At 35.4% G+C, this 17,534-nt stretch carries 20 protein-coding genes; 13 read left to right on the forward strand and 7 right to left on the reverse strand.

Annotated features, from left to right (window positions below):
• Positions 1–163: 163 nt before the first annotated feature.
• The 7 genes from pdhA to GI584_RS10250 all read left to right on the forward strand — a co-directional run bounded on the left by pdhA (position 164) and on the right by GI584_RS10250 (position 7,949).
• Entirely contained in the window at positions 164–1,246 is a 1,083-nt protein-coding gene (pdhA, locus tag GI584_RS10220) for a pyruvate dehydrogenase (acetyl-transferring) E1 component subunit alpha (RefSeq protein WP_100360785.1), read from the forward strand.
• 3 nt (positions 1,247–1,249) lie between these two features.
• Positions 1,250–2,227: an alpha-ketoacid dehydrogenase subunit beta gene (locus GI584_RS10225; RefSeq protein ID WP_100360784.1), complete on the forward strand. Its 978-nt coding sequence runs from the start codon at positions 1,250–1,252 to the stop codon at positions 2,225–2,227.
• Positions 2,228–2,257: 30 nt separating this feature from the next.
• Positions 2,258–3,544 (forward strand): dihydrolipoamide acetyltransferase family protein, encoded by a 1,287-nt coding sequence (locus GI584_RS10230; RefSeq protein WP_153791168.1) that lies wholly within the window; start codon positions 2,258–2,260, stop codon positions 3,542–3,544.
• 4 nt (positions 3,545–3,548) lie between these two features.
• A complete protein-coding gene (gene lpdA / locus GI584_RS10235) occupies positions 3,549–4,958 on the forward strand; it encodes a dihydrolipoyl dehydrogenase (protein ID WP_153791169.1) in 1,410 nt (469 codons plus the stop codon).
• Between the two features lie 368 nt (positions 4,959–5,326).
• Positions 5,327–6,205, forward strand: coding sequence for a polysaccharide deacetylase family protein (locus GI584_RS10240; RefSeq protein WP_100362498.1), 879 nt, complete (start codon positions 5,327–5,329; stop codon positions 6,203–6,205).
• Positions 6,206–6,420: 215 nt separating this feature from the next.
• Positions 6,421–6,945, forward strand: coding sequence for a TetR/AcrR family transcriptional regulator (locus GI584_RS10245; RefSeq protein ID WP_153791170.1), 525 nt, complete (start codon positions 6,421–6,423; stop codon positions 6,943–6,945).
• Between the two features lie 86 nt (positions 6,946–7,031).
• The gene (locus tag GI584_RS10250) at positions 7,032–7,949 is read left to right on the forward strand and encodes a hypothetical protein (RefSeq protein ID WP_228552388.1); all 918 of its coding nucleotides are present in this window, start codon (positions 7,032–7,034) and stop codon (positions 7,947–7,949) included.
• 64 nt (positions 7,950–8,013) lie between these two features.
• On the opposite strand, the gene GI584_RS10255 is transcribed toward GI584_RS10250, so the two are convergent.
• Positions 8,014–9,483, reverse strand: coding sequence for an aminotransferase class I/II-fold pyridoxal phosphate-dependent enzyme (locus GI584_RS10255; protein WP_153791171.1), 1,470 nt, complete (start codon positions 9,481–9,483; stop codon positions 8,014–8,016).
• Positions 9,484–9,627: 144 nt separating this feature from the next.
• On the opposite strand from GI584_RS10255, the gene GI584_RS10260 reads away from it, so the two are divergent.
• Positions 9,628–9,897 (forward strand): UPF0223 family protein, encoded by a 270-nt coding sequence (locus GI584_RS10260; protein WP_153791172.1) that lies wholly within the window; start codon positions 9,628–9,630, stop codon positions 9,895–9,897.
• 205 nt (positions 9,898–10,102) lie between these two features.
• Here GI584_RS10260 and GI584_RS10265 read toward each other — a convergent pair whose 3' ends face one another.
• Entirely contained in the window at positions 10,103–10,723 is a 621-nt protein-coding gene (locus tag GI584_RS10265; protein ID WP_153791173.1) for a YktB family protein, read from the reverse strand.
• A gap of 141 nt (positions 10,724–10,864) precedes the next feature.
• Between GI584_RS10265 and GI584_RS10270 the strand changes: the two genes are divergently transcribed.
• Positions 10,865–11,668 carry an inositol monophosphatase family protein gene (locus tag GI584_RS10270; RefSeq protein ID WP_153791174.1) on the forward strand — a complete coding sequence of 268 codons (804 nt, stop codon included), beginning with the start codon at positions 10,865–10,867 and terminating at the stop codon, positions 11,666–11,668.
• A 38-nt stretch (positions 11,669–11,706) separates the two neighbouring features.
• On the opposite strand, the gene GI584_RS23835 is transcribed toward GI584_RS10270, so the two are convergent.
• Entirely contained in the window at positions 11,707–11,877 is a 171-nt protein-coding gene (locus GI584_RS23835) for a DUF5325 family protein (RefSeq protein ID WP_194842177.1), read from the reverse strand.
• Positions 11,878–11,996: 119 nt separating this feature from the next.
• On the opposite strand from GI584_RS23835, the gene GI584_RS10275 reads away from it, so the two are divergent.
• Positions 11,997–12,380 carry a YlaH-like family protein gene (locus GI584_RS10275; RefSeq protein WP_100360776.1) on the forward strand — a complete coding sequence of 128 codons (384 nt, stop codon included), beginning with the start codon at positions 11,997–11,999 and terminating at the stop codon, positions 12,378–12,380.
• A gap of 74 nt (positions 12,381–12,454) precedes the next feature.
• On the opposite strand, the gene GI584_RS10280 is transcribed toward GI584_RS10275, so the two are convergent.
• The gene (locus tag GI584_RS10280) at positions 12,455–12,661 is read right to left on the reverse strand and encodes a YlaI family protein (RefSeq protein WP_100360775.1); all 207 of its coding nucleotides are present in this window, start codon (positions 12,659–12,661) and stop codon (positions 12,455–12,457) included.
• Positions 12,662–12,808: 147 nt separating this feature from the next.
• Here GI584_RS10280 and GI584_RS10285 point away from each other — a divergent pair, with 147 nt between their 5' ends.
• On the forward strand, positions 12,809–13,072 hold the full coding sequence (locus tag GI584_RS10285) for a hypothetical protein (protein WP_228552424.1): 264 nt from the start codon (positions 12,809–12,811) through the stop codon (positions 13,070–13,072).
• 68 nt (positions 13,073–13,140) lie between these two features.
• Here GI584_RS10285 and GI584_RS10290 read toward each other — a convergent pair whose 3' ends face one another.
• A complete protein-coding gene (locus GI584_RS10290; RefSeq protein WP_153791176.1) occupies positions 13,141–13,731 on the reverse strand; it encodes a YhcN/YlaJ family sporulation lipoprotein in 591 nt (196 codons plus the stop codon).
• Positions 13,732–13,808: 77 nt separating this feature from the next.
• A complete protein-coding gene (locus GI584_RS10295) occupies positions 13,809–14,267 on the reverse strand; it encodes a hypothetical protein (protein WP_153791177.1) in 459 nt (152 codons plus the stop codon).
• A gap of 178 nt (positions 14,268–14,445) precedes the next feature.
• Here GI584_RS10295 and GI584_RS10300 point away from each other — a divergent pair, with 178 nt between their 5' ends.
• Both GI584_RS10300 and GI584_RS10305 read left to right on the forward strand, forming a co-directional pair.
• A complete protein-coding gene (locus tag GI584_RS10300; protein ID WP_100360771.1) occupies positions 14,446–14,727 on the forward strand; it encodes an Fpa/YlaN family protein in 282 nt (93 codons plus the stop codon).
• Positions 14,728–14,868: 141 nt separating this feature from the next.
• On the forward strand, positions 14,869–16,062 hold the full coding sequence (locus tag GI584_RS10305) for an FtsW/RodA/SpoVE family cell cycle protein (protein ID WP_153791178.1): 1,194 nt from the start codon (positions 14,869–14,871) through the stop codon (positions 16,060–16,062).
• Between the two features lie 323 nt (positions 16,063–16,385).
• Here the strand turns inward: GI584_RS10305 and GI584_RS10310 are convergent, their stop codons facing one another.
• Positions 16,386–17,276: a COX15/CtaA family protein gene (locus GI584_RS10310; RefSeq protein WP_153791179.1), complete on the reverse strand. Its 891-nt coding sequence runs from the start codon at positions 17,274–17,276 to the stop codon at positions 16,386–16,388.
• Positions 17,277–17,534: the final 258 nt, after the last annotated feature.

The raw sequence follows: 17,534 nt of genomic DNA on the forward strand, positions 1-17,534 counted from the left end.
AGTCGATTCTTATGTAACAGTTTATTTATTACATAGGTTGATTATTTTTTGTTCTAAAGGGTATAGCAATAATAATGACTTTGGTACAGATTTTTTAATCTTTTGGGAAAGCTAATTTTGATAAATTTAAATTAGGGATTGAGAAAGGAAGAGGTGAATTCTTTTGAAACGTACTTTAGAAAATATTGAAGAGCAGTTTGAAACGTTTCAAATTCTGAATGAAGAAGGTAAAATTGTTAATGAAGATGCAATGCCTGATCTTTCAGATGAAGAACTAAAGGAAATTATGTTTCGAATGGTGTATACAAGAATTCTTGATCAACGTTCGATTGCGTTAAACCGACAAGGACGTTTAGGTTTCTATGCACCGACTGCAGGACAAGAAGCATCACAATTAGGAACACAGTTTGCACTTGAAAAGGAAGACTTTATCTTACCAGGTTATCGTGATGTACCACAGTTAATCTGGCATGGACTTCCATTATATCAAGCATTCTTATTCTCTCGTGGTCATTACCATGGGAACCAAATGCCTGAAGGTGTTAATGCTTTAAGCCCACAAATTATCATTGGTGCCCAATATACACAAGCAGCAGGTGTGGCGTTAGGTATGAAAAAACGTGGTAAAAAGTCAGTAGCTATTACTTACACTGGTGATGGTGGTACTTCTCAAGGTGATTTTTATGAAGGAATTAACTTTGCGGGTGCTTATCAAGCTCCAGCTATTTTTGTTGTGCAAAATAACCGTTTTGCTATCTCGGTACCAGTTGAAAAACAAACTGCTGCTGATACATTAGCTCAAAAAGCGGTTGCTGCGGGTATCGAAGGAATCCAAGTAGATGGTATGGATGTTCTTGCTGTTTATGCCGCAACAAAAGATGCGAGAGAGCGTGCTGTTAATGGAGAAGGTCCTAGTTTGATTGAAACTTTAACATATCGTTATGGTCCTCACACAATGGCAGGTGACGATCCTACTCGTTATCGTACGGAAGAAATGGATAACGAATGGGAGAAGAAGGATCCAATCGTTCGTTTCCGTAAATTCCTAGAAGAAAAAGGTTTATGGTCTGAAGAAGAAGAAAACGAAGTAATCGAAAAAGCTAAAGAAGAAATTAAAGCGGCAATTAAGAAAACTGATGAACAACCAAAACAAAAAGTTACTGATTTAATCGGTAATATGTATGAAGAACTTCCAGCTCACTTGCAGGAACAAATGGAAGAATACAAAGCAAAGGAGTCGAAGTAAATCATGGCTCAAATGACAATGATCCAAGCAATTACTGATGCTTTAAGAGTAGAATTAAAAAATGATGAAAATGTACTTGTCTTCGGGGAAGACGTTGGCCAAAACGGTGGTGTTTTCCGTGCAACTGAAGGTTTGCAAAAAGAGTTCGGGGAAGATCGTGTATTTGACACTCCTTTAGCTGAATCTGGTATTGCAGGTATGTCACTTGGACTTGCAACTCAAGGCTTCCGTCCAGTACCTGAAATTCAATTCTTTGGTTTCGTATATGAAGCAATGGATGCTATTAATGGTCAAATGGCACGTTTACGTTACCGCTCTGGTAACACTCAAAGTGCACCAGTCACTATTCGTTCACCATTTGGTGGAGGTGTGCATACACCTGAACTTCATGCTGACTCATTAGAAGGACTTATTACACAACAACCAGGTATGAAAGTAGTAATTCCATCTGGTCCTTATGATGCAAAAGGCCTTTTAATTCAGTCGATCCGTGACAATGATCCAGTAGTATTCTTAGAGCACATGAAACTTTACCGTTCATTCCGTGAAGAAGTACCAGAAGAAGATTACACACTAGAATTAGGTAAAGCGAACGTTGTACGTGAAGGAAATGATGTAACTTTAATCGCATATGGTGCAATGGTTCACTCTTCGCTAAAAGCAGCGGAAGAACTAGAAAAAGACGGCATTGATGCAGAAGTAATCGACTTACGCACAGTTATGCCTGTTGATTTTGATACGATCGTTAAATCAGTAGAAAAAACAAACCGTGTAGTTATGGTACAAGAAGCGCAACGTCAAGCAGGTATTGCTTCTTATGTTGTATCTAATGTTCAAGAACGAGCTATACTACACTTAGAAGCACCTATCCTGACAGTGGCTGCTCCTGATACAGTATATGCCTTTACTCAAGCAGAAGAAGTTTGGTTACCAAACTATAACGATATTATCGAGAAAGTAAATAAAGTCATTAATTTCTAAGCAATAAAATCGAGACGGGAGGTCATATGAATGGCTTTTGAATTTAAATTGCCTGATATTGGTGAAGGTATCCATGAAGGTGAAATTGTAAAATGGTTTGTAAAAGCTGGTGAAGAAATCAAAGAAGACGATGTCCTTTGTGAAGTGCAAAATGATAAGGCAGTTGTTGAAATTCCTTCTCCAGTAGAGGGGACGGTTAAAGAAGTACATTTTGATGAAGGTTCCGTTGCGACAGTTGGTGAAACAATTATTACCATCGACGCGGAAGGATATGAAGATGAAGGATCTTCAGATGATGGAGACAAAGCTGAAGCCAAAGATGAACCAAAAGAAGAGAAAAAAGAAGAAGCTAAAGATGACGATGCGGGTAAAGAAGAAAAACAAGAGCCAGCAGCTAAAGACCCGAACAACCGCGTAATTGCGATGCCTTCTGTTCGTAAATATGCACGTGATAACAATGTCAATATTGCAGAAGTACAAGGAACTGGAAAAAATAATCGAGTTCTTAAAGAAGATATAGATGCCTTCTTAAACGGTGATCAAAAAGCGGAAACTACAGCTGCAGATCAAGCAAGTGATGAGCAAGCAACTGCTCCTTCTGTTCCAGAGGGTGAGTTCCCAGAAACTCGTGAGAAGATGAGTGGAATCCGTAAAGCAATTGCTAATGCAATGGTTAACTCTAAGCATAAAGCACCACACGTTACATTACACGATGAAGTTGATGTAACAGAATTGGTAGCACACCGTAAGAAATTCAAACCAATTGCAGCAGAGCAAGAGATCAAACTTACTTATCTACCTTATGTTGTAAAAGCTCTAACATCTGCATTATCTAAATACCCAATTTTAAATGCTTCTATTGATGATGAAACAGATGAAATTGTTAATAAGCATTATTACAATATTGGTATTGCAGCAGATACAGAGAAAGGTCTACTTGTTCCTGTAGTGAAGAATGCAGATTCTAAATCGATTTTTGCAATTTCAAACGAAATTAATGAGCTTGCAGGAAAAGCAAGAGAAGGAAAGCTTGCTCCTAATGAAATGAAGGGTGCTTCTTGTACAATTTCTAATATCGGTTCAGCTGGTGGACAATGGTTTACACCTGTCATCAATTATCCTGAAGCAGCTATTTTAGGAATTGGGCGTATTGCAGAAAAACCAGTTGTACGTGACGGTGAAATTGTTGTTGCGCCTGTACTAGCATTATCATTAAGTTTTGATCACAGAATAGTTGATGGTGCTACTGCACAATTAGCATTAAATCAAATTAAACGTCTGTTAGAAGACCCACAACTAATTATGATGGAGGGGTAAACAAATGGTAGTAGGAGATTTTCCGGTAGAATTAGATACACTTGTAGTTGGGGCTGGTCCTGGGGGATATGTTGCAGCAATTCGTGCAGCACAAACTGGACAAAAAGTAACCATTGTAGAAAAAGGTGCTATTGGTGGTGTATGTCTAAACGTTGGATGTATTCCGTCAAAAGCTTTAATAGAAGCAGGGCATCGTGCAGAACAGGCTCAAGGTGACGATACTTTAGGGATTAAAACAGAAAATGTTTCTGTAGATTTTTCCAAAGTACAAGAATGGAAAGGCTCAGTTGTTAATAAACTAACTAGTGGTGTAGAAGGATTATTAAAAGGAAACAAAGTAGACATCGTTTCCGGTGAAGTGTACTTTGTAGACAAAAATACGGTTAAAGTAATGGATGATAAAAACTCTCAAACATATACATTTAAAAACTGTATTATTGCAACTGGTTCACGTCCGATAGAACTACCTGCTTTTAAATACTCTGATCGTGTACTAGATTCAACAGGCGCACTGAACTTAAAAGAAATTCCGAAAAAACTAGTTGTAATCGGTGGTGGATATGTTGGTACTGAATTAGGTTCAGCATATGCAAACTTCGGTACTGAAGTGACCATCCTTGAAGGATTAAAAGATATCCTTGGTGGCTTTGAAAAACAAATGAGTGCACTTGTTAAGAAGAAACTGAAGAGCAAAGGTGCAACAATTGTAACAGAAGCTATGGCACAAGGTGTGGAAGAGACAAAAGACGGTGTTAAAGTAACATATGAAGCCAATGGTAAGAAAGAAACTGTTGAAGCAGATTACGTACTTGTAACGGTTGGACGTAAACCAAATACAGATGAACTTGGATTAGAGCAAGTTGGTATCGAAATGGAAGATAAAGGTCTTATCAAAATTGATGAGCAATGCCGTACAAATGTAGATAGCATTTATGCGATCGGTGATATCGTTCCTGGACCTCCACTTGCACACAAAGCATCTTACGAAGGTAAAATTGCTGCTGAAGCAATTGCTGGAGAAAATGCGGTAATCGACTATAATGCAATCCCTGCAGTTGTGTTCTCTGACCCAGAATTAGCTACTGTTGGATATTCTGAAGAGGAAGCAAAAGAAGCTGGTTACGATGTAAAAGCATCTAAATTCCCATTTGCAGCTAATGGACGTGCATTGTCCTTGAAAGCATCTGAAGGCTTTATGAAGCTTGTAACACGTAAAGATGATGGCTTAATTATTGGTGCACAAATTGCTGGTCCAAACGCTAGTGATATGATCTCTGAACTTGGTCTTGCTATCGAAGCTGGTATGACAGCAGAAGATCTAGCTCTAACAATCCATGCTCACCCTACCTTAGGTGAGATTACTATGGAAGCAGCAGAAGTTGCAATAGGTACACCAATTCATATTGTAAAATAATAAGTAAACAGTGAGGAGTCTGCCCTGGCAGGCTCTTTTTTAAGACAAAAGAAAATACACATATACTGTGAAGTAATGTGAACATGACCTTGAATTAAAATGACTGCTTTAGACTGCGGAAGCGGACATTTGTTCCGTTATTTGTGACAAAAGTGGCGTTTTTAGGCTGCTTGCGGACATCTATTCCGCTATTCATCGAAATTAACGCTAATTTTTACTGAAAGGAATCAAATAAGGGATTAAATGTCCGCCAACATTGAAAAATGGGGTGATTCCGTCAAATAGCGCACTAAATGTCCGCTCAACAAACAGGGTGGACTGGATTTTGTTTGGTTATCTTTTTAATTTTTGAAATGGAGGAAGTTTCGTTGCTTAAAAAAAGTGTATATTTATTGCTATTAGGAATATTGATCGTTTTGGTCGCATGTGATGATAATGTGAATGACGACGATGAAGTAGCTGATGAAGAAGCTAATACCGAAGAGACATCAACAGATCAAACAGAAAAAGAGGATGAAGTAGAAGTAGAGCCACCGGTTACAGAGGAAAAGGATGATAATAGAACGGAAGATGAAGAAAATAAAGAAGAAGAAACAGTACAAGAAATAACGGAACCATTGTATCAAATCGATGATAATTGGAATGTAGTACCTCTAGAAGAAGGTACGAATGAGAACGTGGTGTTACTTACCATTGATGATGCACCTGACGAAAACGCTTTGGAAATGGCACAGACGTTAAATCAGTTTGATGTACCCGCGATCTTTTTTGTAAATGGTCACTTTTTACAGTCAGATGAAAAAAAAGAAGTCTTAAAACAAATTCATGATATGGGTTTTGCGGTTGGCAACCACACATACAATCATACGCGATTATCTGATGTTGATGAAGATACCCAGAAACAAGAAATCTTAGAATTAAATGAATTAATCGAAGAAATAATTGGTGAGAAGCCGAAGTTTTTCCGTGCACCAAACGGTGTCAATACTGATTATGCAATACAATTAGTGGAAGAGGAAGGAATGCTTCTTATGAATTGGACTTATGGATATGATTGGGAAGCAGATTATCAGAATAAAGAGGCATTAGCTGATATTATGGTCAATACGGAACTATTGTCCAATGGAGCAAATTTATTAATGCATGACCGTGAATGGACTGCAGATGCATTAGAAGATATTGTGAAAGGATTACGAGATAAAGGCTACGAGTTCGCAGACCCTATGACTTTACAAGTACCGGAATAATAGAAACTTTCCAATATTTTATTAATCAAGAATACACCTTCGAATAGAAATGATTGGAAAACTATCTAGAAGGTGTATTTACTTGTTCGAGATAAAGTTAGCTATGGTAATAGAGTATTAATAAAGGTCAACATATGTCTATTGACAAAGTTCAATTAATACCTCACAATTTATTTATTGACCGATAAATAAATAAAATACATAAGGATGATTAAATGGCACCAAAAGAAGATAAAAAAGAAATCATTATTGATAATGCTGTAGCAGTATTTGCAGAAAAGGGCTATTATAAAGCAACAACTGCTACGGTCGCAAAAGCTGCAGGGGTGACTCAGCCATATGTGTTTCATTTTTTTACAAACAAGGAAGAACTATTTAAAGCAGTAATTGATCGTGCTTTCAGTAGAATATATGATACTTTTTCAGAAGTTCAAGCACCTGCTAATACATTAATTGAAACAATGGGGCGGGCGTTTGAACAAATTATTCAGACACACCGTGACGAGGTATTGATGGTTATGCAAGCACATGCAATTGTGGAGCCTGGAATTCGTGAACATGTTAAAAAATTGTTTCTTACTATTTTTGAATCCTTAACATTAAAATTTGAAAATGCAGGTATTCCGGATGCAAAACAGACAGCATCTCAATTTATAGGAACTGGTTTACTCATTACGGTTGCAGAAGTGTTGGATTTACCACAATTATTCCATAAAGATGATCATTTTAAAAAGGAGTAATAAGTCTCCTTTTTTTATTCCAATATTTATTTATCGATAAATAAATATTGGAATAAAAATAAACTATTCGAAAGAAGGGATCATTCATGTTTAAGTTCATGAAGTTTAACCGAATTGAAAAAGAACCGTCAGTAAAGCTGTTTGATGGTGAACGTTGGCTTATTATTACAGGATTAATTGGATTAACACTTTCAATAGGTATTGCCCTTTTTATCTTTTTTCAGGGGCATATTAGGTTACCGGAAGGCGATATGAAGGATGCTTTTTCCTTTAATGCAGCTATTGGTATTTTTATACTATCCATAGCTGCGATTTTACCTCTTGTAAGATTTAGTGATCGAAAAAGGAAGGTGATACGGTGGTTTTTTATCGTGGCTAGTATTTATTCTTATGTCATTGAAACCGTCCAAAACTTTAGAGGAATTAATCCACGATTTTCACGCGTGGGTACGGAAATCGATATTGTTGCTGGAATTTTATTCGGGGTTATTTCTTTAGTGCTTGTAGCTTTAGCTGTCATACTAATGATTCATTTCTTTCGAATAAAATCCCCTTATGAGAGGCCATTATTGATACTGGGGATTCGCTATGCCTTTCTTTCTGTATTTGTAGCCAATATTGCTGGAATATGGATGATTATACTTCAAGATCGGCTTACAGGTGATGCAGGTAACCTGATTGTACTCCATGGTCTAGGCTTCCATGCACTACAAACATTAATTTTGCCTGCTTGGCTTTTAGAGAAGGCGCAGGTGAAAGACCGCATCAAAAACAGACTAATCCATTCAGGCAGTATCGCTTGGTTACTTATGATTTTACTTATCGGGATCCATACTGGATTTGGCCGTTCAGTATTTGAGTTAACCATCTTACCTATCTTTGGAAGTGTATTATTTTTTATTTGGCTTGCTTCAGTCATAAGTGCATTTGTGTTTTTTATTAAACCAAAAAGCGACAACAACTTACCGATAGATCAACCACCTCTTACACAGCAGAATAGGTAGACCAAAGCAGAATGAACTGCCTCTTTGTCAAGTAGACAGGGGCAGTTCATTTTACTCCATTTTCTTATTTGAAAGCTACTCGTTCTTTCAGCACACGAACAGTTGCTAATGTCTCATCCTCTAATCCTTGAACAGGTAAACCTGACTTAATATTTTCGGATATATAGTCTAAATTTTCTTCAGAGATGATCTCACCTGGAATAAAAATGGGTATTCCAGGAGGATAGACCATGATGGATTCTGCACTAATTCTTCCAGCAGACTCTTGTAAAGGTATCACTTCGTATTCTGCATAAAAAGCATCTCTGGGACTAACTGCCAGAATGGGAATTTCCGCTATAGAAACTTTAACTTCTTGTTGATTAGCACTTTTCTCATAATATTGGGATAAGTGTTTTAAAGCATTTATTACATATGATACATCTTCATCGTTATCAGCAGGTGTTAAAATACACAAAATGTTATACATATCAGATAGTTCTACTTCTATTTGATAGTTTTCCCTTAACCAGACTTCTGCATCGTGTCCAGTAATTCCTAAATTTTTCACAGATATAATAATTTTTGTCGGATCATAATCAAAGGTTGCTTCTGTACCTAAAAGTTCTTCTCCAGGGCTATATAAATGAGGGATTTGATTAATTTTGGTTCTTGCAAACTCAGCATATTCTAATGTTTGGGATAACAAATCTGTTCCATGTCGATATAAATATTTCCTCGCTACATCTAGTGATGATAGCAGAATATAAGAAGTAGACGTAGTTGTTAACATCGACATAACTGTTTGAACACGATCGTGATTTACTAGTCCTGCTTTTACGTTTAGTACAGAACTTTGGGTAAGGGAGCCACCAAGTTTATGGACGCTAGTTGCTGCCATATCTGCGCCTGCCTGCATCGCCGATAGTGGAAGTTTATCATGAAAATGAATATGCACGCCATGAGCTTCATCAACTAATACGGGTACATTATATTGATGCGAAATGCTTACAATTTGTTTTAAGTCCGCAGCAATACCAAAATAAGTAGGGTTGATCACAAGTACTGCTTTTGCATCTGGGTGTGCTTGTAATGCTTTAAAGACTGATTTTGGTGTTATTCCATGTGAAATACCAAGTGTATGATCTAATTCTGGGTGAATAAAAATAGGTATCGCACCTGAAAAGATAATAGCGGAGGATACAGATTTATGAATATTTCGCGGTACAATAATTTTATCCCCAGGATTACATACACTAAGAATCATCGTCATAATTGCACCACTTGTTCCTTGTACAGAAAAAAAGGTATGATCAGCTCCAAAAGCTGTAGCAGCTAATTGTTGTGCTTCTTTGATTATACCTCTAGGATGATGCAAATCATCTAATGGTTCTATATTAATTAAATCAATAGCAAGTGCATTATATCCGATAAATTCTTGAAATAGCGGATCCATTCCTTTACCAGCTTTGTGTCCTGGTATATGGAATGCTTTAGGGTTTTTCTTTATATGCTGTAGTAAACCACTAAACAGTGGAGTATCATTCTGATTCATGCTGTGGATTGAGCTCCTTTACCATTTGAAATATAAAGCAAATGGTATTATAGCAAATCTGTCGCGGAATAGCTAGCTATATCGCTATACTTTCTCATATGAACATGATAAAATACGAGCGAAACTAATCGTGAGGTGTTATAAATGAATTACAGTTACCCTATTGATGAAACATGGACAACTGAGGAAATTATTGATGTCGTTAATTATTTTTCATTAATTGAAAAAGCATATGAAAGTGGGATAGAAAAGCAAGATTTAGTGGCTGCATATAATCGATACAAAGAGATCGTCCCTTCTAAAAGTGAAGAAAAGCAGTTAGATAAGCAATTCGAAAAACAATCAGGATATATTCCTTTCCGTGTTATCAAAAAAGCAAAAGACTTATCTCCAAAAGATATTATTAAAATGTAAACCAGTCATTATGAAATTATAGAGGATAAAAAAATCTTAAAGTACCTATTTCCCTGTACTTTAAGATCTGTGTTTAACTATTATATAGTTATTTTTTCTAGTCATTTTAAATCAATGAAAGGTGATTCAACTGTGGAAAGCGCGTATCTTTCCGCAGCGTCAGTTTATGCTGTCAGTTAAAAAGTGAGCTTAACCAACAATTCGATTAAAGATCCATTGATGATCGGTATAACGGTGCTAATGTTTGAAATGTCTCTTTAATGGTCTGTATGAGCTTATCTCCATCCTGTAATATAGGGTCATTAGCGTCAATTCTGCGACCGATTAAAAACTCAGCTTTTTTCACTTTTTTAAAACGTTCCAATCCTTTTTGTAAATCTGTTTCAGAAAGGGTTACAGCTTGATTTTTCATATGATCGAGTGAGATATGGTAGTCTTCAGGGACAGTTTTCTTAATATCATCGATTTCACTTAAAAATCTTTCCGCAATTTCACTTTTGTGTGGTAATTCATAAATATATGCTAGCCATATGAATAGATTATCATCCCATAAACCAACTTGGAAATGTGGATGCTTTTTGTACCCGCGTTTGTTATGACAATAAGCTGACCAGGTATCTTTGGGTGGATTAACTGTACGTCTGGCATGTTTAGCGATGTGTAAATGCATTGCACGTCCAGCTAATTCATCTAAATCGTCTGCTATTTCTTCATATATACCTCTGAATTTTGGTTGAATTCGTTCTTGGATGGCCTCCATACGTTCATCAAGTCCATCAATCTGGAACGTTTCGAAATCTTTTTGTTGAAATCCTTTAAATGTCATATTGTTCACCTTTCTATTTAATTAGTATCATTTTAATATTATATTAATTATTATCTGTTTGCAAAGAAATAGTATACATTTTTAAATTAACTGAAAATTTGCTAAAATAGTAATTAGTCTAAGGTGAATGGAGGAAGGTTGATGGATACAACCACTCGGCAACAAATTTTTGAGGATGCAAAAAAATGGGTTTATCAAGCTGGTAAACAAATTCGTGATCAAATAGATGACCAATATCAAATTGATACTAAATCAGATGCAAATGACCTTGTAACAGCAGTAGATCGGTCAACAGAGCAATTTTTCGCTGAAAAAATAAGAGAAAAATATCCCGCTCACTCTATAGTTGGAGAAGAAGGATATGGCGATAAAGTAGAGTCGTTAGAAGGAACGATATGGATTATTGATCCTATAGATGGTACGATGAATTTTGTTCATCAAAAACGAAATTTTGCGATTTCGATTGGTATTTTTCATGACGGTATTGGAGAAATAGGTCTGATTTATAATGTAATGGAGGATGTATTGTATAGTGGAAAAAAAGGTGAAGGCGCGTATCGAAATCAGGACAAGCTCCCACCATTGGATGAACAAGTTAACCTAGAAACAAGTATTATAGCATTAAATAGTTCATTAGCTTGCGAGAATAAACGTATTAATGAGAAGAAAGTACAGCAATTAATTAAGGAAAGTCGTGGTACGAGGTCTTATGGTTCTGCGGCATTAGAATTCGCCTTTGTGGCAGAAGGCATTATTGACGCTTATCTTACGATGAGATTAGCTCCTTGGGATTTTGCTGCAGGTCTGATTCTTGTTGAGGAAGTAGGTGGAGTCACTATACAAGCAAATGGTAAGCCTGTAAACCTTTTAGAAAATAACACTATTTTAACGTGTAATCAAAAGATTAAACAACAACTGCTTGATGAATATATTGAATTTAAATAAATTAAAAAATACTAGCAGTCTTGTGATTGCTAGTATTTTTAACTGGATTCTTTTTTCTTTAATGTTATACCGTATCCCATTAGTGCAAAACCAACCAGAAATGCAATAACGATAAACCAAAAGCTTCTAAGTGCTACACCGACACCGGCAGCAGAAAATGCTAGGATAACACAAAGTGCTAAAAGAAATTTTGAAAATTGAAAATTCATTCTGTCACCTCAAATATTTAGTCAACATACATAGCATACCATATCTTTAATAGAAATTGTATTTATCTAGGGATTAAAGTATAATAGATTTGTTTGAATGTAGAATTTGGAGGTTTCACATGCAAAGAGAAACAGTAATTCCAGTACCCGACAATCTATGGCCAGTGGCTGATTTTTTTATGAAAGGTTTAGGTGGGGAAGTAAATGTAGCAGACGAAGGTGAGATGGCTACCTTAATCAGAGGTTTTATGCTTCTTTACTTGACGGTTGTTGTTTTCGCTATATTGGCATATAAATTTGGATTTGCTAAAAAGCTATCACCGCTTAAATCATTGATTATCTATATTTTATTAATTATCGGGACATTCTTTTTAACGATAATATTCGGTCTGAATCTCCCATTAGCAGAAAGTCTATTTATCATCGCAATTGTAATGGGAGTCTATCGCTTAAGGCTATCTCAAGAACGAAAACAAAATAATAACAAAAAGGCTGAGCAATAAGCTCAGCTTTTTTAAATAAATATAAATAGTAAAGAATTATTTCGGTTCTTTGATAGCCTAATTCAACTTTTGTCTTATGATAAATATTGGTCTTGTACTTCTTTTTTTCGATAAAGCTTAAAATTACCAGTTTTATGCCTCTTGATTGTATTTTCTTCAATGCGCTTATCGCATTCTGGACACATATACGTGTGTATTAGTCGATTACGCAGTTTTTTAGCTTTCGTACAATCATTATCTATTTTATTTATTTTATCGCAAATCACGCATTTTACTCGCATTGTTTCACCTCAAATATAGACAAATCTATTTCTAATTATTGTAACACAAATTTCACAATTTTCATATTTACCATAGTTGTGTGTGAAAGATGTTTTAACCATGTGAGTCTGGGTATAGCTATAGTAAGAAGAAAATACGAAAGGATGATGAAGGTGCGAAAAAGAAATGTTGTTGGAATGCTTGGTGCAGCGGGTATCGCAACTACTTTATCTTTTATGTTAATGGATAAGTCTAAAAGAGAGAGGCTTATGAATAAATGGAATGAATGGAAAGTCTCCATGCAAACGGATCAATCTAATTTACCAATTGAAGAAGCGGGAGATCCTGGTAGAGATAATTTGCAAAATGCCGATATGGTAGCTGAAGGCTCTCAGTTTGGAGTTAATTACTACAATAGAGTTAAACAATGAGAAAAGAAGCCAAAATATGTTGGCTTCTTTTTACATGTTTAACGGAGATGTCTAGTTGATGCATGGATTTAACGATCTTTCTGATGATTGGATTGTTCCTCATTAATTTCTTCAAGTTGCTGTTGTTCATCTTCATTCATAATTTGTTTATTTTGGTCTGAATTATCTGACTGTTTTTCATTTAGAGGTAATTCCGGCATCCACCGACCAGTGATATTTGCCAGTTCTTCTGTAAAAGCTTCAATTGGATGACCATCCTGAATTTTTTGCCCTATACCTTGTATCCGTTCATGTAAGTCAGCATCAGCTACGACAATTGCTTTTCTTCCGAATGGATCATGTTCTAATGCTTCCAGTACAGAGAATTTAATCGAACCTACATGTGAACGATCTAAATCGTCATCCACATCTATACTGACAATGACACCACGGTTTGTGATTAGAGCAGATGCATCATTTACATTTGGTACCTCGCTTGCCAGATTAGCCAAATATTGAGCCTTTTCTTGATTATCCATATCATCTGTTGTTGCTGGATCAGAATTCTTTACTTGAACTGCTCCGAAGTCATCCGAATTCTGAGCGAATTTATTTTCCTGTACATCTTGCTGACAACCAATCAAAACGACTAATAAGCACAATAAATAAATGTACTTCATTAAAAAATCCCTCCTTCTTCTTTGTATATTTTTTGTTGAAATTAATAAAATATACTTGCAAGAAGAAGAAAGGAAGATTATATTAGTTCAATAACCTTAATACCCTTTATTGGGTCATCCTGATTTGAACCATCTCCATAATATAAATAAGCGGGACCATTTTCTTTTATTTGTTTGCCATCAATAGAAAATAATAAAAACGATTCCAATAATTCACTATATGTAATAGTATGTTCATTATTATCAGTTGTTTTTAATATTGCTTCGGATACTTGTTTATCTGCTTCAGCATTTTCAATGAATTCTTGAATAGGCATAAGATAGGAATGTTCTAATAATTCTTTTTTATTATACTTTTTTATACTGTGATTGACAGGTGGCTTATTTAATTTACTATTGGATTCGATTACATCTTCATTTGGAACAGTAGATGGCGTAAATGCCTCTTCTAATTTTACTTTTCTGTCATCAAAAATCCATACACTTGGGTCGAGTGTTATTGGATATTTCACATTTCCCTTAATTTGAATGATCACTTTACTTCACCTCTTTATTTTTACGTTACTTCTTAGGATAGCAAACAATGAGGGAAAATGCATTTCACATCCACTAATTCTTTTTTTTATAATAAGAATATAATAGTTAGTAATCTTGCATTTTTACCTTTTTCACGATAATATTAAAAGTAGAAGTTTTAATTCGGAGGGGATTTAGTTGATACCTGAAGTGGCTTTAAGTAAAGAGGAGCAAGCCTATGCCCTTCTAAAGGCTGATGCGGATAAAATTTTGCAATTAATTAAAGTTCAGATAGATAACTTAACGATGCCACAGTGCCCTTTATATGAAGAAGTTCTGGATACACAAATGTTTGGTTTATCACGAGAAATAGATTTTGCTGTAAGGTTAAATTTAATTCGTGAAGAAGAAGGAAAAGCATTATTAGATAATCTTGAGAGACAGTTAAATGTTCTGCATGAGGCATCCCAGAAAGCATAATATTCTAACAAGTGAAAACTTTGCCTGACAAGGCAAGGTTTTTGTATTTAAAGCTGATTTATATAAATTGTCCTATATTAATAGCTGACTATATTATGATAAAATGAGAGTTATAATTTACAAGATTCTGAGGTAAACGTTATGAAACAAAAAACAAAAACATTTGACTTTTTATTGATGATATCACCTTTGTTATTATCTGGCTTTGGTGTAGTCATGATTTATAGTGCAAGCATGGTTACTTCTGTATTGATTCGGGATGAACCAGCATATTCATTGGCTCTAAAACAAGGTATGTGGTTAGCAATTGGTTTGGTTGTATTTTTATTTGCTAGCTATTTTAGATATACCATGTACCTAAAGTTAACGAAATGGATTGTCCTTTTAATGTTTGTTGGTCTACTTTCCGTTGAGTTATTTGGTGTGACGATAAATTATTCAAAGTCTTGGTTGTCTATAGGCCCTTTTTCTGTTCAGCCAGCTGAATTTGTTAAAATTGGTTTAATTATCTACTTAGCTGCTATTTACACCAAAAAAATGGCCTATATTGAGGATTTTTTTAAAGCAGTTTTGCCACCGTTAGTTATTACTAGCGCTCTATTAGCACTAATTATTAAACAACCGGACGTAGGTACTGCGGCAATCGTATTTGCAATTGCATGTACCGTTATATTTAGTTCGGGAATAAAGTTTAAACATTTATCTTTATTGATATTTATTGGATTGATTGTTTTAATCGCGGTCGGTTTTAATATGGTAACAGATGAAAAAATATCTAGGTTTACTGGGGCATACCATCCATTTGAAGATCCTGATGAGAGTGGTTATCAGCTTATTCAATCATACATAGCAATTGGTACTGGTGGTATATCTGGCGTTGGAATTGGTCAAGGCATCCAAAAGTTAGGCTATTTAACACAAGCTGAAAGTGATTTTATTATGGCTGTTATTTCAGAGGAACTAGGGTTATTTGGTGTATTGTTTGTGCTGGTGAATTTAAGTATTATTGTATTAAGAGGGCTATTTATAGCGAAGAAATGTGAAAATCCTTTTGGAAGTCTTTTAGCGATTGGGGTATCTTCCATGATAGGAATTCAAACGGTTATCAACTTAGGTGCAATAAGCGGATTATTACCGATTACTGGTGTACCTCTACCGTTTGTGAGTGCAGGTGGATCGTCACTGATCGTTTTACTATTCTCAGTGGGTATTTTAAACAATATCGCTCGTCATGTGAATTATCAGCGATTTAATGAGGAAACAGCAGAAACGGAAGATACAAAGGAGCCAAAAACACGAACAACAGGCAGATTGAGAAGAAATTATTCATCATAAAAAGCAAAGCCAACCACGGCTTTGCTTTTTCTTTACATAAAGAATCTCTAAAATAGTGCACAAAATCTATATAGTACGAAGTAATTCTTCTATAGATTTGTTTTCTTCCCAGTCTGATTAAAAAGGGGCGGACAGAGAAGCTTCGGCATGTTACATTCCCCTGACACGGCTTCAATTTCATCGCAAACAAAGAACGCTTATAAGAATGTCTCATCCAACATAAAGCACTATATCGCAGTTAGAATCAAAATGTTAAATATAATTTATTCATTAGAAAAAAGCTGCATGTTATTTTCTTATAATGATTTATATCACTTTTTTTACTATCTTTTTATGCTACGGTAGGAAAGTAGTAAGTAATAGCATAACAGTCCGAAAAATAAGGTAATAAATAGTGCATGTAATAACGCGATCATGAGATTAGCTTTAGTGAAAATAACAAGTCCACCTAGAATCACCTGAATGGTAATAAGGGAAGTCGCAATCCCCCAACCGTAATACATGATACGACTATCTCGATAATGATGTCTTATTTTGAAAAATAATACCCAAGTCCAAATAAATGCGATACCTGCTAACAGTCGATGGCCCATCTGTACCCACTGACCTAAATGATAATCTAAACTCAGTGGTTTATTACTATCACAAAAAGGCCAACTAGGACATGCTAGGCTAGAGTCAACATGCCTGACAAGTGCTCCAGAATAGACTACTACCAATATGTATATAGCCAACCAGACAAATTGTCTACGAAATGCTGAAGAAATGATTAAGGAATCCGCATCAAATTTGTGATCCACTTCGAATATTAATAATGTTAATAGCAATACTGCCGCAAAGGAAATTAAGGAAATGCCGAAGTGTATCGCTAATACAAAGTCAGATTGCGACCACAAAACGGCCGCTGCTCCAATCAATCCTTGTGCCACAAGAAAAAAGATTGAAATAAATGCCAAAAACTTAGTTTCACGAATATGTCCAATCTTTCGCCAGGAAATAATGGACAATAACAATACTAAAATTCCTGCCGCTGAAGATACTATACGATGACTAAGTTCAATGAACATTTCCATTGACCAAGTACCGTAACAGAAGGGCCAATTTGCACCACATCCCATTCCGGATCCTGTTTTAGTTACTAATGCACCACCAACAAGTACAAAAACCATAGCTAATGTTGATAATATCGATAAAAATTTTAGAAACTTCATCATTACTACACCTCAATAAACTTTAAATCATTCTACTAAGCCATATTTAAAAACTGCTCACTTTTATATTAATTGCATAAAACCCTTGCAAAGTAATTATGTAATATGCTAGAAATAAATAGGGTATAATAGAAGGTATTGAAATCAAAATCCTATTTATTATAACAAATAAAACTACATTCGTGTCGACTATGTACTTTTAGAATGAATTGTTCACAAAAATGTCAAATTTCAAAATCTATAGTCAACATAAATAGCGAA

Source organism: Gracilibacillus salitolerans, from assembly GCF_009650095.1.
GTDB classification, from domain to species: Bacteria; Bacillota; Bacilli; order Bacillales; family Amphibacillaceae; genus Gracilibacillus; species Gracilibacillus salitolerans.